The 15,194-nt window shown below is 71.4% G+C and carries 10 protein-coding genes; 2 read left to right on the forward strand and 8 right to left on the reverse strand.

Annotated features, from left to right (window positions below; all coding sequences use genetic code 11):
- Positions 1-229: 229 nt before the first annotated feature.
- Both IF67_RS0136240 and IF67_RS0136245 read right to left on the reverse strand, forming a co-directional pair.
- Positions 230-1,876: a PucR family transcriptional regulator gene (locus IF67_RS0136240; RefSeq protein ID WP_030992978.1), complete on the reverse strand. Its 1,647-nt coding sequence runs from the start codon at positions 1,874-1,876 to the stop codon at positions 230-232.
- Positions 1,877-2,267: 391 nt separating this feature from the next.
- A complete protein-coding gene (locus tag IF67_RS0136245) occupies positions 2,268-4,484 on the reverse strand; it encodes an ATP-binding protein (RefSeq protein WP_030992979.1) in 2,217 nt (738 codons plus the stop codon).
- Positions 4,485-4,763: 279 nt separating this feature from the next.
- Here IF67_RS0136245 and gabT point away from each other — a divergent pair, with 279 nt between their 5' ends.
- Positions 4,764-6,113 carry a 4-aminobutyrate--2-oxoglutarate transaminase gene (gene gabT / locus IF67_RS0136250; protein ID WP_030992981.1) on the forward strand — a complete coding sequence of 450 codons (1,350 nt, stop codon included), beginning with the start codon at positions 4,764-4,766 and terminating at the stop codon, positions 6,111-6,113.
- Between the two features lie 664 nt (positions 6,114-6,777).
- Positions 6,778-7,587: a phosphatase PAP2 family protein gene (locus tag IF67_RS39875; protein ID WP_324608905.1), complete on the forward strand. Its 810-nt coding sequence runs from the start codon at positions 6,778-6,780 to the stop codon at positions 7,585-7,587.
- Positions 7,588-7,755: 168 nt separating this feature from the next.
- On the opposite strand, the gene IF67_RS0136260 is transcribed toward IF67_RS39875, so the two are convergent.
- The 6 genes from IF67_RS0136260 to IF67_RS0136285 form a co-directional block, all read right to left on the reverse strand.
- Positions 7,756-9,174 carry an FAD-dependent oxidoreductase gene (locus tag IF67_RS0136260; RefSeq protein WP_030992984.1) on the reverse strand — a complete coding sequence of 473 codons (1,419 nt, stop codon included), beginning with the start codon at positions 9,172-9,174 and terminating at the stop codon, positions 7,756-7,758.
- A 5-nt stretch (positions 9,175-9,179) separates the two neighbouring features.
- Positions 9,180-10,028, reverse strand: coding sequence for an ABC transporter permease (locus IF67_RS0136265; RefSeq protein WP_030992985.1), 849 nt, complete (start codon positions 10,026-10,028; stop codon positions 9,180-9,182).
- Positions 10,028-10,966 (reverse strand): ABC transporter permease, encoded by a 939-nt coding sequence (locus IF67_RS0136270; protein ID WP_030992987.1) that lies wholly within the window; start codon positions 10,964-10,966, stop codon positions 10,028-10,030. The genes IF67_RS0136265 and IF67_RS0136270 overlap by 1 nt, the downstream gene beginning before the upstream one ends.
- A complete protein-coding gene (locus IF67_RS0136275; protein WP_030992989.1) occupies positions 10,963-12,126 on the reverse strand; it encodes an ABC transporter ATP-binding protein in 1,164 nt (387 codons plus the stop codon). Before IF67_RS0136275 ends, IF67_RS0136270 begins: the two co-directional genes overlap by 4 nt.
- Before the next feature lie 59 nt (positions 12,127-12,185).
- The gene (locus IF67_RS0136280; RefSeq protein WP_030992991.1) at positions 12,186-13,433 is read right to left on the reverse strand and encodes a polyamine ABC transporter substrate-binding protein; all 1,248 of its coding nucleotides are present in this window, start codon (positions 13,431-13,433) and stop codon (positions 12,186-12,188) included.
- 105 nt (positions 13,434-13,538) lie between these two features.
- Positions 13,539-15,056, reverse strand: a complete 1,518-nt coding sequence (locus IF67_RS0136285; protein ID WP_030992994.1) for a gamma-aminobutyraldehyde dehydrogenase — start codon at positions 15,054-15,056, stop codon at positions 13,539-13,541.
- Between the last annotated feature and the right edge of the window lie 138 nt (positions 15,057-15,194).

A 15,194-nucleotide genomic window follows, 5' to 3' on the forward strand; every position in this document is an offset into this window, starting at 1 on the left:
GGCGGGGCGTGAGGATGGGCGGGGCTTGGGCCGGGGTGGGGGCGGCCTGGCTCGGGGGCAGGGTGGGCCGAGGGCGAGGTCAAAGGCGGCCCGGGGGTGCGGTCAGGGGGCCCGGGGGTGCGGTCAAGGCGCCCGAGGGCGTGGTCAAGGCGCCCGAGGGCGTGGTCAGCCCGACCCTGGTCGCCGTCAGCCCGGCCCTGGGGCCGCCTCCGTGGGCAGCGGCTCCCGTCTACTCCCCCGGGGCCCCCGACGTCGCCTTGAGCGCCAGCCACAGCTCCATCCGGACATCCGCATCGTCCAGCGAGCGGCCCAGGATCTCCTCCACCCGCCGCATCCGGTAGCGCAGGGTGTGGCGGTGTACGCCCAGGTCGGCGGCGGCCGCGTCCCACTGGCCGTGCCGGGCGAGCCAGGCCCGCAGCGAGGCCACCAGATCTCCGCGGCCCTTCGCATCGTGCTCGCGCAGCGCCCGCAGCAGCCCGTCCGCGAAGGCACGGACGGCGTCGTCGGCGAGCAGCGGCAGCACGGACCCGGCCGCCACATCCTCGTGCTCGACCAGCGCACGGCCGCGCCGGCGGGCCACCGACAGCGCCTGTTCGGCCTGGCGGTAGGCGTTCGCGGCGGCGGTCGGCCCGGTCGGCGCCGAGAGTCCGACGGCCACCCCCTCGCCGTGGCCCGCCTCCGCCCGCCCCGCCCGGCCGCGCGCACGAGGCTGCGCTCCGGCCCGGGCCTCGGCCTCAGCGGCGTACGCGGCACAGGCGTCCGCGGCCGCCCCGCCGTCCGCGACCAGCACGATCAGCCGGTCGCCGTCCGGCACGGCGAGCACCGCCTCACCGGTCCGCGCGGCCGCCGAGTCCATCGCGTCGGCAAGCCCGTCGAGGCCCCCCGTGGCCCCGGCGCCCGCGGACACCGTGGATCCCTGCTCCTCGCCGGCCACCGGCTCCGCGACCACCACCCGGAACGGCGCGTCCAGCAGCCCGCCGTATAGCCGGCCCGCCACCGCCCTGGCATGGTCGGGCTCCCCGGCGAGCAGCATCTTCAGCACCGCCGCGCCCAGCCGCTGCTCCGCGTCCTGAAGTGCCCGGGACCGCTCGGTGGTGAGGGTGAGCAGCGCGACCGCGGAGTGCACGGCATAGCGCTCGGCCGTGCCGAGCGGCGCCCCGGTACCGACCGCGAGCACCCCGCGGGCCCGGCGTCCGGTGCCCAGCGACTGAAGCTCGACCCGGTCGTCGCCGTCCGTGTCGCTGACGACCGAGCTGGCGGGCGCGGGCCGTTCGCGCAGCCGCCCGACGTCGTCGGTGAGCCGGGCCGCGCGGCGGGCCGCCCAGTCGGGAGCGGCGGCCACCACCGCGCCGGACGCGTCGTAGAGCGCGGCCCAGCCGTCCAGATGCGCCGCGAGCCGGGCCAGCAGCTCGGCCGGCCCCTCGGCGCTGAGCGCCGCCCGGGTCAGCTCCCGCTGCGCCTCGAACCCCGCGGTCACCGCGCGGTACTGGTCGGCGGCGACGGCGGCGGAGACCGCCTTGCTGATCGCGATGAACGGCGTCCTGCGGGGCACTCCGAGCAGCGGCAGCTCCTGCTCCCTGGCCGCCTCGACCAGCGCGTCCGGAACGCCCTCGTAATTGACCCCGACCGCGAAGCCCAGCCCGACGACCCCGGCCTCCGCGACCCGCCGCACATACCTGCGCGTCGCCTCCGCGTCCTCCGCGTCCAGCTTGAGCGCGGTGATCAGCAGCAGCTCCCCGCCCTCCATGTACGGCACCGGATCGATCAGCTCACTGGCGTGCGCCCAGCGCACCGGAACGTCCAGCCGCTCCTCGCCCGCGAGCACGGTCAGCTTGAGCGTGGTGTGGTTGACCAGGGAAGCGAGGGTGTGCGGCATGGAACCTTCATGACGTCGACGACTGCGAGGGACGGGGCGACCGATCGACAACAGACCACTGACCGATCACTGACCGATCACTGACCGACCGCCGATCCCGATCAATCGCTGACCGGTCAATGACTGATCGGCGACTGATCGACGACCGATCGACGATCGTCGAGGCCCGATCGACGACAGGTCACGACCGATTGTTTGCGCCGCCTCGTATGAACGGCCAGTGTCGATTCTGCCTCAGCGGAAGAATCCCGGGGAGCGCCGGACCGGACAAATCCGCGGCGGCCACGCAGCACACCCCCGCCCCGGAGCACCCGAGAGCGCCCCAGGCGTAGGCAATGCTCCTGGCACCCCCGACACTCCCGATGCCCTCGGCCGCCGCTCTACCGCGTCCTCAGGACCGCAGGTCCACCAGCACCGGCGGCGCATGCTCCCCGGCCACCGAGGTCACGGAGAGGACGGCGTGACCGGGCGGGACGGAGTTGGCGAGATCGGAGGCGGACCAGCGTTCCCGTTCCACGGTGCGGACGGTGACGGCCTTCGCGGTGGCCGCCTTGCCGGTGACCAGGTGACGGAAGAGGTGGAACGCCTTCATCGCGGCGCCCTCCGCGATGATTTGACGGTCCGTGACATCGCGGGTCTCCACCCATTCCTTGCCCCACACCTCGGCGAAGCGGGCGCCGTCCCACGTCGTCACGCCCGCGAATGCCATCCGGCAGCCGACGGTGCCGAGCAGCGTGCCGCGGAGCGCGTCGGGGATGTCGTCCAAGGAGCGCAGCGTCAGCACGGCGCCGGCGTTCGCCGAGCGCAGCCGCTGCATACCGCGCAGCGCCTCGGCCGTGATCGTGTGTGCGGCCTCGTCGAGCACCAGGCAGGCGAACAGCGAGCGGTCGCCGCGGGCCACCGCACACTCGGTGAACTGCGCCAGAACCAGCCGGGCGAGGATCCGTGACGCTTCCGCGTGGCCGCGCTCGGGCAATTCGATACGGACCCGCAGCGGATGGTCGAGGGCACGCAGGGAGACCTGGCGGGTGCTTCCCGTGGGGTCGAAGAAGGCGGCGAAGGCGGGCCGGTCCAGGAGGGCGATGCGGTCGGCGAGGAGCACTCCGAGGTCACCGGGGCGCTCCGACTGACGTACCCGGGCGTCCAGTTCGCGCAGCAGGGTGTGGTCACCGCCGTCCTGAAGGGCAGTGCGCAGGGCGGACATCGCCTGGGGCGCGCCGTCCAGCAGTTCGCGCAGCTCAGGAACGGTGGGGAAGCGGTCGTGGGCGGCTCGGAAGGGGCCGAGCAGTTGGGCCAGTGCGGTCGCGGCACGGCGGCTGTCGCCGCCGGGCAGCTGCTCGGCGAGATCACCGACCAGGGCCTCCGCCAGGATGCCGGCCGCCTCGTCGGGGTCCGTGGTGCCGCCGTACAGGTCGAGGTCGCAGTCCGGATCCGGGCGGCCGACCCTGACCACCACGTCGAACGCCTCATCAGGCCCGAGGTCGGACCCGGCCGGGCCGACGACGATCACCGCGGACTGCCCGGCCAGCGCCTGGAGACACATCGACTCCACCACCGGCTTGACGACCCGGGTGGTCTTGCCGCTCCCGGCCGGCCCCACGGCCAGCAGTGAGGTGCCCAACACCCCCGGATCCAGGGCACATCCGGCGCCGCGGTGCTGATACGGGTTGCGGAGGTCGTCCGCGGTGGTGCCGATACGGACCTGGTGGGCGAGCAGATCGTGGTGGGCGGTCCGGCGGGGCAGGTCACGCCTCCCCGACGGGTGTGCACAGGCCGCCGCGCCGTGCCGGAGCACGGTGTCGGTGAAGGAGACCAGGGAGTTCTTGCCGGACCGCACCGAGCGCCAGGCACGCTCGATCCTGGCCACATCGACATCGTTCATCCGGCCGGTCCGGGCCTCGGCTGCGAGCTTGTCGGCGGCGTCCGTCGCGCCGTGCGCCCGCAGGTCGGGCCACTGCGCCCGGTCCGCGGCGGGCTGGGGCTGGGAGGCGGGTGTGTGGCGGCGGAGGCGGATGACAGGCAGTACGTACCGGCGAGCCACCTCGCTCCAGCGGCCGATACGTCCGAAGACGACGATGACGCCGATGATCCACAGCCCGTAGTAGGCATTCGAGACCACGAGGTAGGCCGTCCTGTCACCGGGCGTTCTCGCGGCCGGCCATGCGTCGGGGACCAGAAGGTCCACGGGCCAGAACCAATACGGGCCGAGATACCCGTTCCACAGCAACGACCACAACAGCCACCCGCACAGGAACGAGATCACCGCTCCGCTGATCAACTGCCGGCCGGGGACCCGGTCGGGCTCCTGCGCGGGCCGGGGCCGGTGGCCGAGGGTCCAGATGCCGGGCGCGGACGCCGGGCGCGGGGTGCGCAGCCAGCTCAGCAGCGGCGGTTCCGGAGCCGCGGAGCCAACGGGCGCAGCGCCCGGAGGGATGGCGGACGGGGCCGGCACGGTCGGTGGGGCGGCGGGCGGTGGCGGGGTGCGCGGCGCGGTGGCCGGCGGGGTGGGCGGTACCGCGGGGCGTGGCACCGCGGGTTCGGGTCGGTGCGCTCCGTCCGACGGCTGGGGAGCGGTGTGCTGTGCGTCGTGCGTGCCCTCGGTGTCCATCCGGTGCCCCTTGTCCCCCTTGAGCCGTGGCCTGCTGCGTCGTGACGCCGGCGGCCGCGTCGTACGGCCGCGGTGTCATTGTCATGCCCGCGCTGGTGTCCGCCGCTGCCGGGCACGCCGTCGCTCAATCTACTGGCCGCGGACCGCCGCTATGTCCGGTGCGGACAAGGCAACACGCGCACTTCTCCCGAACGGAACATGCCAGACCTGCCCGGCCGCCCCTAGCCTGCGAGAACAACAGCTTTGTACGTCCCCCCGTTCCACCCCCAGGAGACTGCCATGACCGAACTGTCCGGAGGCCCGTCCCTCCCCCAGGAGCGTCGCGTCGTCACCGCGATTCCCGGCCCGAAGTCGCAGGAGCTGTGGGCGCGTAAGCAGGCCACGGTGGCCGGTGGCGTCGGCGCCGTGCTGCCCGTCTTCGTCAAGCGCGCGGGCGGCGGCGTCCTGGAGGACGTGGACGGGAACTCCCTGATCGACTTCGGCTCCGGCATCGCGGTGACCTCGGTCGGCAACAGCGCGGAGGCGGTCGTCCGCCGGGCCACCGCGCAGCTCCAGGCCTTCACCCACACCTGTGCCATGGTGGCGCCGTACGAGCCGTACATCGAGGTCTGTGAGCAGCTGGCCGAGCTGACGCCGGGCGACCACGCGAAGAAGTCGGCGCTGTTCAACTCCGGCGCGGAGGCGGTCGAGAACGCCGTCAAGATCGCCCGTGTGCACACCAAGCGCCAGGCGGTCGTCGTCTTCGACCACGGCTACCACGGCCGCACGAACCTGACGATGGCGCTCACCTCCAAGAACATGCCGTACAAGCAGGGCTTCGGACCGTTCGCGCCCGAGGTCTACCGCGTCCCGGTGGCCTACCCCTACCGCTGGCTGACCGGCCCGGAGAACTGTGCGCAGGAGGCCGCGGACCAGGCCATCTCGCAGATCACCAAGCAGATCGGCGCAGAGAACGTCGCGGCGATCATCATCGAGCCGGTGCTCGGTGAGGGTGGCTTCATCGAGCCGGCCAAGGGCTTCCTCCCGGCGATCGCGAACTTCGCCAAGGAGAACGGGATCGTCTTCGTCGCCGACGAGATCCAGTCCGGCTTCTGCCGCACGGGCCAGTGGTTCGCGTGTGACGACGAGGGCATCGTGCCGGACCTGATCACGACCGCGAAGGGCATCGCCGGCGGTCTGCCGCTGGCCGCCGTCACCGGCCGCGCCGAGATCATGGACGCCGCGCACGCGGGCGGCCTGGGCGGCACCTACGGCGGTAACCCGGTGGCCTGCGCCGCGGCGCTGGGCTCGATCGAGACCATGCGCGAGCAGGACCTGAACGCCAAGGCCCGCCGGATCGGCGAGGTCATGAAGGCCCGTCTGCACGCGATCGCGGAGAAGTACGACATCATCGGCGAGGTCCGCGGCCGCGGCGCGATGATCGCGATCGAGCTGGTCAAGTCCGGCTCCAAGGACCCCGACCCGGAGGCCACCGGCGCCCTCGCCAAGGCCTGCCACCAGGAGGGCCTGCTGGTCCTGACGACCGGCACGTACGGCAATGTGCTGCGCTTCCTGCCCCCGCTGGTCATCGGCGAGGACCTGCTCAACGAGGGTCTGGACATCCTCGAAGGCGCCTTCGCCGCGCTCTGAGCAGCGCGGCGCGCACGGCGCTCCGCGGAGAACCCCGGCACGGCCCGGGACACGGCTCATGCCGTGTCCCGGGCCGTGCCCGTTGGCGGGGGCAGGGAGGGGGCCCTCCGGGGGCAGGGAGGGAGTCCTGCCCCCCGGGTGGGGACGACGCCGCCCTGTTCCCGCCCGGGGATGCCCTCTGCTCGCGCCCGGGGATGTCCCCCTGCTCGTGCCCGGGGACGTGCCCCTGTTCGCGCCCGTGTGCGTACCCGCTCTGTACCTATTTCTGTGCTCATTTCCGTGCGGACACGCGTAACTGGAGGCATGGCGTGAAGAAGATGTGCGGGGCCCATGGCGGCCGGGTAATGCGACTGTCGGGTGCGCTCGCTGTGCCGTACGGTTTCCGCAGATGAGAGAAACACCCCGCTCGCAGGGGACTGCGGGCGACGCCCGGTCGGCGCTTCCCCGGCTCCGATCAGGCCGTGCCCTCGCGCACAACACCGGGACCCCTCGGGGCCCCGGGAATCCTCACCGATCGGATGTCCGCCCGCCCCATACCCCCCGGGGCGCGCGGAACACCGGTCAGCGCGGCCGCCTCGGAACCACCCCCCCTGTTCCGAGGCGGCCGACCTTTTTCCCGAACTCCGCAGGCCCGTCGGGCCGCGGCTCTCTTCGTTTCCCGCCCTTGGCCGCCGCGCTGCTGAGCGCGTTGCTCTTCGCCGCGCTCACCTGGCAGGTGGCCGGCCACGGCCCACTGCGCACCCTCGACGAACGGCTGGGGCGCACCCTCGCCGCTGCCGGGGACATCCCCTCCGGGCTCGCCGAGTTCTTTGCCGACCTCGGCAATACGGTCGTGGCGCTGCCGGTGCTGTTGGTGGTCATGGTGTGGACGGGGTGGCGGGGACGGCAGAGATCGCAGCGGTGGCACAGAGAGCGTGAAGGGGAGCAGGGCGGCGCGGACGCCGCCGGTGGCCCGGCTCCGGTGCGCTGGTGGCTGCCGCCGCTCGCCGCCGGCCTCGCACTGGCCGCGGTGCCCGCACTGGTCGTCCCGCTCAAGCTGTGGCTGGCCCGGCCGGGTCCGCCGCAGATGGCCGGCGGTGCGCACGACGGCTTCTATCCGTCCGGCCACGGGGCCACGGCGGCCGTGGCGTACGGCGTGGCCGCACTGTTGCTGACCCGCGGCAGGATGCGGGCGCAGATGCGACTGCTGCTGCGGCTGCGGATCGGCAATGACAACAGCAACGACGTGGACGCCCGTTGGGGCGCCCCGGCGGCCGCGGTCGCACTCCCTCTCGCCGTCGCCCTGCTCAACGCAGGCGTCGGCATCGGCCTGGTGCGCCGGGGGTATCACTGGCCGCTGGACGTCGTCGGCAGCTGGTGTCTGGCCGGGGTGCTGCTCGCGGTGTGGTGTGCGGTGTGCGACCGCTGGGCCGGGGGCGAGGACCGGGCGGTGCGCCAGGAGGCGGGCGACGCGGCTGGACCGGGCAGGAACTGAACCTGGCCTTCTCGGGCCGCACTGGGGCACGAGACGGCAGGCAACTTCCGTGCGGCGGACAACATCCATCCGCCCGCACTGGCGCACAAGGGGGCGGGCAACTTCCGCCCTCCCGCACTGGCGCACAAGGGGGCGGGCAACTTCCGTTCGCCCGCCCCCCGTTGAGCGTCAGCTGTCGAAGCCCAGGCCCACCTTGTCCATGGCCTTGAGCCACAGATTGCGGCGTCCGCCGTGGGTGTCGGCCCGGGTCATCGACCACTGGGTGATTCCGATGCCGGCCCACCGCAGCGGTTCCGGCGGGAACGGCAGCGGCTTGCTGCGGACCATCTCCAGCTCCGTGCGCGCGGTGCGTTCACCGGCGAGCAGATCGAGCATCACTTCGGCGCCGAAGCGGGTGGCGCCCACGCCGAGGCCGGTGTAGCCGGCGGCATAGGCGACCCGTCCTGCGTGCGCGCTGCCGAAGAACGCCGAGAAGCGGGAGCAGGTGTCGATGGCGCCGCCCCAGGTGTGGGTGAAGCGCAGTCCCTCCAGCTGCGGGAAGCAGCGGAAGAAGTGCCGGGCAAGCTTCTCGTACGTGGCCGGGTGGTGGTCGAACTCGGCACGGATACCGCCGCCGTAGCGGTAGACGATGTCGTAGCCGCCCCACAGGATGCGGTTGTCGGCGGTGATGCGGAAGTAGTGGAAGTGGTTGTTGGAGTCCGAGAGGCCCTGGCGGTTCTTCCAGCCGATGGCGGCGAGCTGTGCGTCGGAGAGCGGCTCCGTCATCAGGGCATGGTCGTAGACCGGGACGATGTATGGGCGTACCCGCTTGACCAGCGACGGGAAGGCGTTGGTGCCGAGCGCGACATGGCGGGCGAAGACCCGGCCGTAGGGCGTGCGGACGGCCATGCCCAGGCCTTCGGAGGCGAGGTCGGTGGCCCGGGTGCGCTCGTAGATGCGGACGCCGAGGCCGAGGCAGGCCCGCTTCAGGCCCCAGGCGAGGCGGGCCGGGTTGAGCATGGCGACGCCGTCGCGGTCCCACAGACCGGCGCGGAAGGTCGGCGAGTCGACCTGCGCGCGCAGTTCGTCCTGGTCGAGGAAGGTGTGCCGGTCGAGGCCGAGCCCGGCGGCGTCCTCGGCGAACTCCTTGAGCTCGGCGATCTGGTGGGGCTCGGTGGCGATGTCGATCTCACCGGTGCGCTCGAAGGCGCAGTCGATGTCGTAGCGGGCGACGGCCTCCTCGATGGCGTCGAGGTTGCGGATGCCGAGCTCTTCGAGGGTGGCCAGTTCGTCCGGCCAGCGGGCCAGGCCGTTTCCGAGGCCGTGGGTGAGGGAGGAGGCGCAGAAGCCGCCGTTGCGGCCGGAGGCCGCCCAGCCGATCTCGGCGCCTTCGATCAGGACGACATCGCGCTGGGGGTCGCGCTCCTTGGCGATCAGCGCGGTCCACAGCCCCGAGTAGCCGCCGCCGACCACCAGCAGATCGCAGGTCTCGTCGCCGACGAGGGCGGGCCGGGCGGCCGGGCGGTCCGGGTCGGTCAGCCAGAAGGGGGTGGGTTCGGCGTCCGCGAGCGCATGCACGGCGGACGGGGTCATGGCAGCTCGTGCCATGGTTCTCAGCTCCTCTTGCTCCTCTTACGGCGGGCCCCGGCCAGCTGGCCCACCACTACACACAGCACGGCGACCAGGAACATGGCCGTGCCGATGACATTGATCTGAACGGGGGTGCCCCGCTGCGCCGATCCCCAGACGAACATGGGGAAGGTCACGGTGGAGCCGGCATTGAAGTTGGTGATGATGAAGTCGTCGAAGGACAGGGCGAAGGACAGCAGGGCACCGGCCGCGATGCCGGGGGCGGCGATCGGCAGCGTCACCCGCAGGAAGGTCTGGACGGGTGAGGCGTAGAGGTCCTGAGCGGCCTGCTCCAGCCGCGGGTCCATGCTCATCACCCGCGCCTTGACGGCGGTGACCACGAAGCTCAGGCAGAACATGATGTGCGCGATGAGGATCGTCCAGAAGCCGAACTGGATGCCCATGTTGAGGAAGAGGGTCGCCAGCGAGGCGGCCATGACGACCTCGGGCATCGCCATCGGCAGGAAGATCAGGGTGTTGACGCCGGCGCGGGCGCGGAAGCGGTAGCGGGCCAGCGCGAACGCGATCATGGTGCCGAGGACGGTCGCGCCGATGGTGGCCCAGAGCGCGATCTGGAGACTCAGGCCGAGCGAGCCGCACAGGTCGGCGACGCCGCACGGGTCGCGCCAGGCGTCCGTGGAGAAGCGCTGCCACTGGTAGTTGAAGCGGCCGTTGGGCTTGTTGAAGGAGAAGACCATCACCACGAGGTTGGGCAGGATCAGATAGCCCAGCGTGCACAGGCCCGCGATCGCGATGATGTTGCGGCGCAGCCAGCGCAGGCCCCGGTTCGGGGTGCGGGCCGCGGTGGCGTCGGTGGTCTCGTGGACGGCCATCAGACCAGATCCTCCGTCCCGGACTTGCGGATGTAGATCGTGACCATGGCGAGGATGGCCGCCATGAGGATGAAGGAGAGGGCGGCGGCGGTCGGGTAGTCCAGCACCCGCAGGAACTGCGACTGGATGACGTTGCCGATCATCTTCTGGTCGGTGGAGCCCAGCAGTTCGGCATTGATGTAGTCACCGGCGGCCGGGATGAAGGTGAGCAGGGTGCCGGCGACGACACCGGGCATGGACAGCGGGAAGGTCACCCGGCGGAAGGTGGTGGCCGGGCGGGCGTAGAGGTCACCGGCGGCCTCGTGGAGGCGCGGGTCGATGCGCTCCAGCGAGGTGTAGAGCGGCAGGACCATGAACGGCAGGAAGTTGTAGGTCAGTCCGCAGACCACCGCGAGCGGAGTGGCGAGCACCCGCTGCCCTTCGGTGAGGCCCAGCCAGCTGGTGACGTCCAGGACATGCAGCGAGTTCAGGATGCCGACGACCGGTCCGCCGTCGGCCAGGATCGTCTTCCAGGCCAGCGTACGGATCAGGAAGCTGGTGAAGAACGGGGCGATGACCAGGATCATCACGAGGTTGCGCCAGCGGCCGGCCTTGAAGGCGATGAGGTAGGCCAGCGGGTAGCCCAGGAGCAGGCAGAGCGCGGTGGCGACGGCGGCGTAGCCCACCGAGCGGACGAACTGCGGCCAGTATTCGCCCAGCGCGTCCCAGTAGGTGGCGAAGTGCCAGGTGACCTTGAAGCCCTCTTCGAGGGAGCCGGTCTGGATCGAGGTCGACGCCTGGTAGACGAGCGGGGCGGCGAAGAAGACGACCAGCCACAGGAGGCCGGGCAGCAGCAGCCAGTAGGGCACGAGGCGCTTGCGGACGGGGGTCCTGCGCACCTCCAGGGGCGCGGCCCCGGCCGGCTCGTCCGGTGGCGCGGGTGTTGCGGTGCCGGTCACGCGGCCTCCTCGTCGAGGTCCGCGCCGGCCTGGATGTCCTGGGTGGCGTCCAGCCCGAAGGTGTGCGCCGGGCTCCAGTGCAGCACGACCTCGGCGCCGGGGACCAGGCGCCCGTCGCGCTCGATGTTCTGCTCGTAGACGGCGAGTTCGCCCAGGCCCGGGGCCTCGAGGACGTACTGCGTGGAGACCCCGATGAAGCCGGCGTGCTTGATCCGCGCGGGCAGCCGGTTGCGGCCTTCGGCGAGGGACCCGGCGTCGTCGGCGTGCGCCAGGGTCACCTTCTCGGGCCGGACTCCGGCGAGCACCTTTTCGCCGGTGCGGGCCGTGGCGCTGCACCGGTCGGCGGGCAGCCGCAGCTTGGCGTCACCGGCCTTGAGGAGCAGTTCCTCGCCGCCGGCCTCGACGACCTCGGCCTCGATGAGGTTGGAGGTGCCCAGGAAGTTGGCGACGAAGGTGGTGGCGGGGTTCTCGTAGAGGTCGGCGGGGGCACCGAGCTGTTCGACCCGGCCGCCGTTCATCACGGCCACGGTGTCGGCCATCGTCATGGCCTCCTCCTGGTCGTGGGTGACATGCACGAAGGTGATGCCGACCTCGGTCTGGATGCGCTTGAGCTCCAGCTGCATCTGGCGGCGCAGCTTGAGGTCGAGGGCGCCGAGCGGCTCGTCGAGCAGCAGCACCTGCGGGTGGTTGATCAGCGCGCGGGCGACCGCGACGCGCTGCTGCTGGCCGCCGGAGAGCTGCTGCGGCTTGCGGCGCGCCATCGGCCCGAGCTGGACGAGGTCGAGCATCTCCTCGACCTGCTTCTTGACGGACTTGATGCCGCGGCGGCGCAGCCCGAAGGCGACGTTCTCGTAGATGTCCAGGTGCGGGAAGAGCGCGTAGTTCTGGAAGACGGTGTTGACCTGGCGCTTGTACGGCGGCAGGGCGGTGACGTCCCGGCCGGACAGCTGGACGGTGCCGGTGGTGGGTTCCTCCAGCCCGGCGATCATGCGCAGGGTGGTGGTCTTGCCGCAGCCCGAGGCGCCCAGCAGCGCGAAGAAGGAGCCCGCGGGGACGGTCAGGTCGAGCGGATGGACGGCGGTGAAGGAGCCGTAGGTTTTGCTTATCCCCTGGAGGCGGACGTCGCCGCCACTGCTCTGGGGGGTCGCGGTGTGGGTCATGTCGGTCGTCCCGTGGGTCGGAGGGCGAAGCGGCTCGGGCGGGCCCGGGAGGCGGTGGATCAGGCGCCGGTGAGGTCGGAGAACTTCTGGGCGAACTCCTTGTTCTCCTTGGCGGTCAGGGCACGGAAGGAGTGGGACCGGGCAGCCATCTCCTTGTCCGGCAGGATCAGCGGGTTGTCCGCCGCCTTCTTGTCGATCTTGGCGAGTTCCTCACGCACACCGTCGACCGGGCAGGCGTAGTTGATGTAGGCCGCGAGCCGGGCCGCCGCCTTCGGCTCGTAGAAGTAGTCGATGAGCCGTTCGGCGTTCTGCTTGTGGCGCGCCTTGTTCGGCACCATGAGGTTGTCGGTGGACGTCATGTAGCCGGTCTTCGGGATGGCGTAGGCGATGTCCGGGTTGTCGTTCTGGAGCTGGACGATGTCGCCGGCCCAGGCCACACAGGCGGCCAGGTCGCCCTTGTCCAGGTCGTTGGTGTAGTCGTTGCCGGTGAAGCGGCGTATCTGCTTGGAGTCGACGCCCTTCTGGAGCCGGGCGATGGCCGCGTCGTAGTCGTCCGCGGTCACGTCCTCGGGCCGCTTGCCCATGTCCAGCAGGGTCAGGCCGATGCTGTCGCGCATCTCGGAGAGAAAGCCGACCCGGCCCTTGAGCTGCGGGTCCTCCAGCAGCTGGCTGATGGAGTCGACCTTCTTCCCGCCGGTGGCCTTCTTGTTGTACGCGATGAGGGCCGGGATGCCCTGCCAGACGTAGGAGTGCGCCCGGCCCGGGTCCCAGGCGGGATCGCGGTACTGCGCCGAGAGGTTGGCGTAGGCGTGCGGCAGATTGGCCGGGTCCAGCTGCTGGATCCAGCCGAGGGAGATCATCCGTGCGCACATCCAGTCGGTGAGCACGATCAGATCGCGTCCGGTGTCCTGGCCGGCCGCCAGCTGCGCCTGGATCTTGCCGAAGAACTCGTCGTTGTCGTTGATGTCCTCGGTGTATTTGACGGCGATGCCGGTGCGCCGGGTGAAGCGGTCCAGCGTCGGCCGGTGCTTGCCGTCCTCGCTGACGTCCATGTACTCGGTCCAGTTGGAGAACGCGAGCCGCTTCTCCGCCGTGGAGTGGTCCTCGGAACGGCCGGCGTCCGTACGGCCCGCGGGCGGGATGCCGCAGGCCCCCAGGGCGCCCAGACCGCCGGCCGTGGCCGCCATGGCGCCGCCCGCACGCAACAGGGAGCGGCGGGTCATGGCGAGCCGGCCGTCGGTCGCACTGCGGCGCATGGCGGTGAGTTCGGCCGAGGACAGGGGTTCGGGCTGCTCGTGGTGCTCCATGCGCGGTGCCCTTTCAGGGGGTGAGCCCGGCGCTCGGCCGGTGGTGACGAGGCCCGCGGCGCCGGCCGCAGGGCGAGGGGCCGCTCGGGCCCGAGGGGGCGTCCCTTACGGGCGGTCCCCGAAGACGGTGCGGTGCCAGTCCTTGCGCGCCGCCGCGGTGTTGTCATACATGACGTGCTTGACCTGGGTGTACTCCTCGAAGGAGTACGCCGACATGTCCTTGCCGAAGCCGGAGGCCTTGGCGCCGCCGTGCGGCATCTCGCTGATGATCGGGATGTGGTCGTTGACCCAGACACAGCCCGCGTTGATCTCGCGGGTGGCGCGGCCGGTGCGGTAGACGTCCCGGCTCCAGGCGGAGGCGGCCAGCCCGTAGGGGGTGTCGTTGGCCAGCGCGATGCCCTCGTCGTCGCTGTCGAAGGGCAGCACCACCAGCACCGGACCGAAGATCTCGGACTGCACGATCTCGCTGTCCTGCGCGGCCCCGGCGATCAGCGTGGGCCGGTAGTAGGCGCCCTTGGCCAATTCGCCCTGCGGTGACTCGCCGCCCGTGACGACGGTGGCGTAGCCGCGCGCCCGGTCCACGAACCCGGCCACCCGGTCGCGCTGGGCGTGCGAGATCAGCGGGCCCAGGTCGGTGGACGGGTCGAAGGGGTCGCCGAGCCGTACGGTCGCCATCAGATCGGCGACACCGCTGACGAAGGCGTCGTAGAGCGGGCGCTGGACGTAGGCGCGGGTGGCGGCGGTGCAGTCCTGGCCGGTGTTGATCAGCGATCCGGCGACCGCTCCGTGGACGGCGGCCTCCAGGTCCGCGTCGTCGAAGACGACGAAGGGGGCCTTGCCGCCGAGTTCGAGATGCAGCCGCTTGACGGTGCCGGTGGCGATCTCGGCGACGCGCTTGCCGACGCCGGTCGAGCCGGTGAAGGAGGTCATCGCGACGGAACGGTGGCCCACCAGGTGCTCACCGGCGTCCCTGCCCGCCCCGGAGATGATGTTGATGACCCCGTCCGGCAGCCCCGCGCGCTGTGCGGCCTGCGCGAACAGCAGGGAGGTGAAGGGGGTGATCTCGGCGGGCTTGAGGACGATGGTGTTACCCGCGGCGATGGCCGGCAGCACCTTCCAGGCGGCCATCTGGAGCGGATAGTTCCACGGCGCGATGGAGCCGACGACACCAATGGGCTCGCGGCGGATGACGGAGGTGTGGTCGGGGCTGTATTCCCCGGCCGCCTTGCCTTCCAGATGACGGGCGGCGCCCGCGAAGAACGCGGCGTTGTCGACCGAACCCGGTACGTCGAACTCCTTGCTGAGCTTGATCGGCTTTCCGCAGTTCAGCGATTCGGCATAGGCGAGATCGGCGGCGTCCTCGGCGAGCGCGGCGGCGAAGGCGTGCAGAGTGTCGGAGCGCTCGCCGGGTGTGGCACCGCCCCACTCCCGGAACGCCTGCTGCGCGGCCTCCACAGCGGCGTCCACGTCGGCCGTGCCTGCGAGTTCATAGGAGTACACCGTCTCGCCTGTCGCCGGGTCCACGACGGCCTGGGTACGTCCGGAACTGCCGCTCCGGAGACTGCCTGCGATGAATTGCGCGCCCGCGGCGAATCGCTCGGTGACATCGAATCGGTGATCCATGGTGCTCTCCTCCGCCGGGCACCGGGGCCGCTCAGCGGCACTGCCTGGCGTAGCTATTTCCGGAATCGATGGCTGATCTTGACAGAGGAAAGGGGTCGCAACAAGGGATTCCGTTGTTTCCTTTTGATTACGCGACGA

It is taken from the genome of Streptomyces sp. NRRL S-1813, from assembly GCF_000719605.1.
In the GTDB taxonomy this organism is placed as follows: Bacteria; Actinomycetota; Actinomycetes; order Streptomycetales; family Streptomycetaceae; genus Streptomyces; species Streptomyces decoyicus.

What these genes read in the sequence shown, in the direction of transcription:
- IF67_RS0136275 (WP_030992989.1), bottom strand. Translation starts at nt 12,126, where the DNA reads ATGACCCACACCGCGACCCCCCAGAGCAGTGGCGGCGACGTCCGCCTC.
- IF67_RS0136245 (WP_030992979.1), bottom strand. Translation starts at nt 4,484, where the DNA reads ATGGACACCGAGGGCACGCACGACGCACAGCACACCGCTCCCCAGCCG.
- IF67_RS0136280 (WP_030992991.1), bottom strand. Translation starts at nt 13,433, where the DNA reads ATGGAGCACCACGAGCAGCCCGAACCCCTGTCCTCGGCCGAACTCACC.
- gabT (WP_030992981.1), top strand. Translation starts at nt 4,764, where the DNA reads ATGACCGAACTGTCCGGAGGCCCGTCCCTCCCCCAGGAGCGTCGCGTC.
- IF67_RS0136260 (WP_030992984.1), bottom strand. Translation starts at nt 9,174, where the DNA reads ATGGCACGAGCTGCCATGACCCCGTCCGCCGTGCATGCGCTCGCGGAC.
- IF67_RS0136285 (WP_030992994.1), bottom strand. Translation starts at nt 15,056, where the DNA reads ATGGATCACCGATTCGATGTCACCGAGCGATTCGCCGCGGGCGCGCAA.
- IF67_RS0136240 (WP_030992978.1), bottom strand. Translation starts at nt 1,876, where the DNA reads ATGCCGCACACCCTCGCTTCCCTGGTCAACCACACCACGCTCAAGCTG.
- IF67_RS0136265 (WP_030992985.1), bottom strand. Translation starts at nt 10,028, where the DNA reads ATGGCCGTCCACGAGACCACCGACGCCACCGCGGCCCGCACCCCGAAC.